We start from the raw sequence: 6889 nt of genomic DNA, 5'->3' as shown, positions 1-6889 counted from the left end.
GTATGACTGCAAGGTGAAGTTTAGAGCAAAGATTGGTTGCTTTTAGACCTTCCGCTTTTGCGGAAGGCGACGGTATTGAGAAGTCCGTCACCCTCTGCGCAAGCAGCTGTCTCTTGATGAGATAGAATCAAGAGACAGCCCATTTAAGGGGACAGCCATAATCACCCGCAGAGCACCTTAACACGCACCCTGTAATTTTCATTTCTAAAACCGTAAGCTCTTCGCTGAATGAGTTTCATTTTGCGATGGAATCCAAGAAGACTTCTTTCGTACTTCTTTGCTGTAACAAGGAGCACAAGGAGTCAGCCGATGGCAGGATATATCTAGTCCCTTGATTTCTTAATCATATTGCGTGTCAGTAGGATTAAGAATAAGTTGGTACAACCGTTCTATTTGCTTTTGGGTGACTCGATGGATCGAAAGTTTCGGAAGCTGATTGAGAGGAAAATAATCCAGATCAAGAATTTCTGTGTTAGGTTCAAATTTACCTGACAGAATATAGGCGTAAAAAAATAATTTATAACTATGCGGCCATTGTGGTGGATGATCATGCTTTAATTTATCCCAAACAGCCAGTAATTTTATAATTTTGACATCATAACCAGCCTCTTCGCGGACTTCACGGATCATTGCCTCTGAAGGTGATTCAGATACATCAACCCAACCGCCCGGCAAGGACCAAAGACCATCTAATCTTTCTTTAACCAACAATATCTTTTCTTCTTGGAGAATAACCGCTCGGACATCTACCTTTGGAGTGGGATAACCTTTTTCTACTTGAAAATACTCATGGATCATATTTGCCGATTGTGAGGAGCATGAGGCTGCCATTTGTGCTGCGATTTGCTCAATTCGCTGAAACCGTTCAATATCGTAGCTATCTTTAGAATAAGCTAAGCCTGCTTGACAGAGGCTTTGAAGTTCACTTATCCATTTGAACCAACAATTTTTGTCCATTACCATTTTCATTGATGAAGTTTATAAGATCATGATTACATGATCTGTTTATAAATAAAATATAATATTTAGGATGTGTTGACAATTGCTGATAAGCAATTGTCAACACATCCTAATGAAACTGAATTTATATCAAATTAAGAATGGGCTCGTATCATTTTTTGATTGCTCCAAGCCAGCGCTAACAGCTTCTATAGCCTGATAAAATGGTGTCGATAGGTTCCTTTGTTCCAATGCAGATACAATTACATGACTATAAGCACCAATTTTCCTGGCTACTGCTTCTCCCTCTTCAGATGTGACAAGAGTTCGCCCGGCTGCTCCTTGTATTGGGTTATATCTCAAATCTTCTTTGAGGCCAACTAAAATTATCTTTGCATTTGGACAATGATGATGCAACTCGGGATACCAAAACTCCTGGACATGATCCAACGATCTTTTGTCACAAACATTATAACAAACGATAAAGGCATCTGTATTTGGGTAGGACAATGATCTGATTCTTGCATACTCTTCTGAGCCAACTGTATCCCATAAGTCAAGCGCAACTGTTTGGCTGTCATATTCGAAAGTTACATGCGGATTTTCATTATAATGGGGGACATAATCAAAAGGAAATTCGCCATTCGTAAAGGCATGTAAAAACGATGTCTTACCTACACCATTATCCCCAACTACAACCATTTTCATATTGTCTTTTACTTGAATGGGAGCGTAAACTGTTGTGTTACTATCTTTGCCTTTAAAAAAATTAAAAAGGGACTCAAACATGTAAAATTCTTTTTTTACCTCCTTACTTTTATGTTCCATAGCATTTTTAAACATGCTTTTTTCATACCGTTGCAACAAATCAGGATTTATATCATTAATGTCTTGTTCACTAAGCCAACCAAAATTGATAAATCCACAGAGTATATAGGGATCAAAACTCGTTTGAATGCGAATGAGAAAACCTTTTTCTGTGTCAATGGATTGAACCTTATATTTTGTTGAGTTAGTGACTTGAGTAAGAAAATTTTGAATATTCTCCTCTATCTTTGAACGGTTCTCAGTTGCAACATCAATTTCAATAGTATATTGGTTGTTTTGTTTTCGTATCACCATTTTTGAAAATTTGTCGTTTCTTTGACTGGACGCAAAAAGAACACCCGAATTTGGTGTAAACATGTGTTGGCGCAAAGAAATTTCATCTAAAAATAAATTGCATTTAGAGAGATAATTTTTTGCACGCCCTACTTGTACCGGCTCAATTTGATCAATCTGCACCGCATTTTTTTCGATTAAGTCTCTTAAAACGCTGAATGAATCATGTAAGCTGTTAGCAAGTTGCAATTGGGAAATACCATTATTACGCAAAACATTTCGATTCTCCGGAATAATTAAAGTACTTAGAGAGTTAATTATGAGACCCAGCTTTTTCAGGGATGCGGAGTTTTGCCCTATATCATGCATCACAGTATATAATGCAGTGAGCCCATTCTTCATACGCCCTGAAGGACTATTGTCAGGTGTATCTTGTGGAAAGCGATTGATTAAATCACGCAAGGCTCGCACAGCAAAATTTAAGTGAATGTTTTCAAAATCTGATACCGAAGTAGGCGGAGATACTGACGTTAATGGTTTGGGTTCAAAAATATCGATATTGTCATTATAAAATTTTGCTACTTCTTGAATAAGCAAATTTGGACGGAATTTATCTTTTGAAAGCGGTTTACGGGTAAAGGGGCATTTTGTTAATTGAGTAATATTATCAAGATCATAGGTATGGCCATAAGGAGAGAGCACCGCATTTTTATCTAAGGGGCCAAACAATATGGGATCAGAAAGATTCTGCTCGGCGATACTTTGTCTCGATCTAAAATTGTCTGCTGCATCTTTGATAAAAAGATTAGGTATTAATTGCTGATCAGCATTATTAATCCTTTCGCCAGTAGGTGTTTTTTGACCATTTTGCGCCAGATAACTTATTAACCATTTCTTTTCATAAGTATAACCATTTGGGGTGGTTACTGGATCAATAAAAGTATGCTGCAGAGAAGGCGTACCATTAGCTTTCTTCAAAATATCAAGATAGATAGGACAACTTAACAGCACTCTCATTTGATCGATGACAAGTTGTTGTTTATCACTAAACGTTCCTGAATTGCTAGCAGAAGAAGATGATGATGATGAACTTACCATCACCGCTTGTTGATACTTAGAGGGTTCATGCTGTGATTTCTCTTGATAGCTATATGAAATTTGTTGTTGTATCGCTTCATCAATAAATTTTTGATAATTTCTAAGATCCTGAATGAATGTTTGTTTATCAATTTGCAGCGTTTCAGGATCCATCCCACTGTTTGATATAGATTGATAATTATTTAAAAAATCTATGAGTGCATTAGTATTAGAAATATTATCCGGTATATGAACATATTCAATATATTCAGGTATATCTACTCCATAACTGGCAACGATTTGTTTTATATTGGGCATATTTGCAACTCCATAAGTTTAGAGGATTCATTTAAGATTTTTTATAGTGAACACTGAACCTTAAGGAATATTTAAGCAGTCAAGAAATAAAGGAATTGGTTTATTTTCAAAAATTCTTGTGCCGATGAATTTATAAAGCAAATCAATGTGTTTCTATGTAGTTTCGGTATTTAACTCCTGTAAATAATTCGATACTTTTTCTAGGTTTAATAATGATGCTCTTAGCAATTGTACTAATTCCTAAAGAAATTCGTTTAAGAGAGTTAGGATAATTTTAATAAAGAGGGTTTGCTTTTTCTTTAAAGATAGTGCATCGTTTATTAATACTCATAAGCCAGTAGAACCAAGGAATATCAAATGCCAACACAAGAGTGGCCAGCTCATGATTATGCGATTGGGTCCTATATTCAAGCAAGTATTGCCGGTGACTATTTAAAATACTTAGATATCAAACCAACAGACTACGTCTTGGATATTGGATGTGGTAATGGAGCATTCAGTCGTAAAATTTTGGATAAATTTCCACAAAACCATTTTTTAGGGATAGATGCTTCAGAAAATATGTTGGCATTAGCTAGAGAAGAGTTTGCTGATTATCCTAATGCTAAACTGCACCATACTGATGTATTAACGCTGCCATTTATTAATGAATTTAACTGTGTTGTTTCCTTTTGGTGCTTACAATGGTGTGCATTCGCCATAGAAAAAGCATTTCTTAATATTCATAGAGCCTTAAAGGAGAACGGAACAGTATTCGCTCTCTTCCCTTCTGGTGATGATCCCTTTATTCTCAGCTATTATAAGGTGAAAGAGTCTAACCAGTTTTCTTGTCTCAATGAATTTAAACCACCTGTGGATTATCAGCACTTTGAACACTTAGAAGAAAAAATACAGAAACTTCCTTTTAAACAAATTAAAATTGAACGACTAAAACATCAAATACGTTTGCCCAGTTTGGATATTTTCCGTAAATTCGTAAATGGTATTGCTTTTTTTCAAGGCCAAGTCCCTAGTGAACAAATTAACCTTATTAATGAGTCTTTGGTAACCATTTATGAGCAAGAATGCCAAGAAAAGTTTGCTGGCGAGCATTGGTTTATTCTTTCTGTTTATTTGGTTCAGGGTAAAAAATAATTAACCCTTGAGAAACTCTTGAATATTTTTTAAGGTTAATTGCCCTTTAGTTCTAAGTGCTTCCTTAGTATTAAAACCGATATGTGGTGTAGCAATCAGATTAGGAGCCTCAAAAAGACTATAATCAGAAGACAGCGGTGGCTCCATATCAAATACATCTATTGCCGCACCAGCAATTAATTGTTGTTCTAAAGCTTGCTTGAGATCACTACTTACAACAATAGGCCCCCTGGCACAATTAATTAAATAAGCAGATTTTTTCATTTTAGATAAAAGCTTTAAATCAATCATTCCTCGAGTTTCAGGAACAAGAGGAATATGCAGCGTTATAAAATCTGATTGCGAAAATAAATCCTCCAAAGTTAATTGCGAGTTTTTACCACAAGCAAGTGTTTTCATGTGAAACGCCTCGGCAAGCCTTTTGACCTCTGAACCGATCGCGCCTAAACCTACAATACCTAATGTTTTATTTTTTAATTCAATGCCTGTGTTTGTCGCCGCTTTTTGCCTCACTTTCTGATTATTACCAGGAATATCACGTGCTAAAGCGATCATAAATCCAAACACAAGTTCAGCTACTGCGGTATTTGCATACCCAGCAGCATTTTTCACCTGAATATGTCTCTGATTCACAGCATCTCTATCAATATGATCGACTCCTGCGAATGCAACAGCAATAAATTTCAATTCTGTTGCTGCATTGATCACTGCTGCAGACAAGGGGCGATTGGTAAGTGCAATAATATTGGCATCTTTTATATGATTGATTAATTGCTCATCAGACCAATCACGACTATCACATTCCGTAATCGTGTAATTTGATAGTTCAGCATGAATTTCATCGCTAGTAATGCCTATTGGTTCTATAATCGCTATTTTCATTTTTAGTCCTTTAATCAAATCGACACCATAGTAACATATGAATTTTAGGAAACATAACTCCAGGTTTTTACAAATTCATTAAATGAATTACATGTGTTAACCGATTCCAAATTTCATCCATCCAATCTAAATGCTCCAATTTCATTAGGCAAGAACGCAAAAGTGTAACATATTCATCATCCCACGTCAGATGATTCCAATGCGATTTCAGCATTGATTTTGGCAACTTGATTAACGCTAAATGTAAATCTGATTGTGCCGATAAATCAAAAAATTGTTGACTAAAATTGGATATCGCTCTGACATTCGTTGCTTTAGGTGCCCACACAACGATATCTAACTCAGGAGGCATTGCCACTAAAAACTGAGGATGATCGGCAAGCTTATGATACAGCATCGATGCGGCCTGTTTTGATTTTTCCAAACCCATAGCAAATTGGCCATTTCGTATTAAAGGCAACAGTTGATGCGTTGCCCATAAGGCTACAGCAGAAGCGCCGGGTCTTGAGCATTCTAAGCTAATCTCTCCAAGATGTAGCTCAGAGGAGCTAAAATAAGTATAAGGAGAATCATGTTTATAAAACCTCCCTACTGAGGGGTCTCTAAATAAAATACATCCACATCCATAAGGTTGCAATCCATGCTTATGAGGATCGACCACTAATGAATCTACTTTAATCAGATTGTTAAAATGCTCCATTGCAGGTGCTGATAAATTAGTACATAGAGTAAAATAACCGCCATAGGCACAATCAGCATGAATTCGGAACGAATAAATAGATTTGAGCTTCAAAATTTCTGTGAGCGGATCAATCGCTCCAATACTTGTAGTTCCCATAGTAACAACAACTGTCCCTACATCCCCTACTTTCAATTTATGTTCAAGATCTACTAAATTCATTTGTCCTTTATCATTTACTTCCACTGACTCAAAAGGGATTCCTAAAACAGAACAAAGACGATGATGGGTATAATGTGCTTGCGATGAGGCTAGAATTTTTTTACCTGGATTAAGTTTGCTAGAAATCCATAGTCCTTCCAAATTTGCCATTGTTCCACCACTGCAGAGATGACCTAAATGTGTTTCCCAGCCAAACATCTGTGCAATGTGCGCAACCGCTTGTTTTTCCATGTGTGAACTAGCCCTCCCTCCATCAAGTGCATGGTTATTAGGATTTATCCACAAGGCAAGAGTATAAGCTAAACGTGCGATAGGATGTGGAGGCTTAAGCATTTGACCGGCATATAAGGGATGAGGATAAGGAAAGTTATCGTGCATTTTTTCAGCGACTGTAAGTAAAACGTTCCGTATCTCTTCTATCTCTACCTCTTGCTTATAAGAGGGTAAATGATCAAACCCAGCCTCCAAACAATTAAGAATTTCCACCATCAAAGATAATGAATTTTTTTCTAACATGAAGCTTCCTTTGCAATGGTT

At 36.6% G+C, this 6889-nt stretch carries 5 protein-coding genes and 1 pseudogene; 1 reads left to right on the top strand and 5 read right to left on the bottom strand.

Annotated features, from left to right (window positions below):
- Positions 1-161: 161 nt before the first annotated feature.
- The 3 genes and pseudogenes from Lgra_RS18065 to Lgra_RS12150 form a co-directional block, all read right to left on the bottom strand.
- Positions 162-254 (bottom strand): annotated as a pseudogene (locus Lgra_RS18065) (transposase); the annotation flags it as partial.
- A gap of 85 nt (positions 255-339) precedes the next feature.
- The gene (locus Lgra_RS12155) at positions 340-957 is read right to left on the bottom strand and encodes an NUDIX hydrolase (RefSeq protein ID WP_058499537.1); all 618 of its coding nucleotides are present in this window, start codon (positions 955-957) and stop codon (positions 340-342) included.
- 132 nt (positions 958-1089) lie between these two features.
- Positions 1090-3435, bottom strand: coding sequence for a GTP-binding protein (locus Lgra_RS12150; protein ID WP_058499536.1), 2346 nt, complete (start codon positions 3433-3435; stop codon positions 1090-1092).
- 357 nt (positions 3436-3792) lie between these two features.
- On the opposite strand from Lgra_RS12150, the gene Lgra_RS12145 reads away from it, so the two are divergent.
- Positions 3793-4569, top strand: a complete 777-nt coding sequence (locus tag Lgra_RS12145; protein ID WP_058499535.1) for a class I SAM-dependent methyltransferase — start codon at positions 3793-3795, stop codon at positions 4567-4569.
- On the opposite strand, the gene Lgra_RS12140 is transcribed toward Lgra_RS12145, so the two are convergent.
- Together Lgra_RS12140 and Lgra_RS12135 are read right to left on the bottom strand one after the other, a co-directional pair.
- Complete coding sequence (locus tag Lgra_RS12140; protein ID WP_058499534.1) at positions 4570-5451, bottom strand: NAD(P)-dependent oxidoreductase; 882 nt, start codon at positions 5449-5451, stop codon at positions 4570-4572.
- A 67-nt stretch (positions 5452-5518) separates the two neighbouring features.
- Positions 5519-6868 carry a pyridoxal phosphate-dependent decarboxylase family protein gene (locus Lgra_RS12135; RefSeq protein WP_058499533.1) on the bottom strand — a complete coding sequence of 450 codons (1350 nt, stop codon included), beginning with the start codon at positions 6866-6868 and terminating at the stop codon, positions 5519-5521.
- Positions 6869-6889 lie beyond the last annotated feature (21 nt).

Source organism: Legionella gratiana (genome assembly GCF_001467695.1).
In the GTDB taxonomy this organism is placed as follows: Bacteria; Pseudomonadota; Gammaproteobacteria; order Legionellales; family Legionellaceae; genus Legionella; species Legionella gratiana.
This window is presented reverse-complemented; position numbering and strand designations above follow the sequence as displayed.

Excerpts from the sequence above, each read along its gene's own strand:
- Lgra_RS12155 (WP_058499537.1), bottom strand. The coding sequence starts at position 957 with ATGGACAAAAATTGTTGGTTCAAATGGATAAGTGAACTTCAAAGCCTC.
- Lgra_RS12150 (WP_058499536.1), bottom strand. The coding sequence starts at position 3,435 with ATGCCCAATATAAAACAAATCGTTGCCAGTTATGGAGTAGATATACCT.
- Lgra_RS12145 (WP_058499535.1), top strand. The coding sequence starts at position 3,793 with ATGCCAACACAAGAGTGGCCAGCTCATGATTATGCGATTGGGTCCTAT.
- Lgra_RS12140 (WP_058499534.1), bottom strand. The coding sequence starts at position 5,451 with ATGAAAATAGCGATTATAGAACCAATAGGCATTACTAGCGATGAAATT.
- Lgra_RS12135 (WP_058499533.1), bottom strand. The coding sequence starts at position 6,868 with ATGTTAGAAAAAAATTCATTATCTTTGATGGTGGAAATTCTTAATTGT.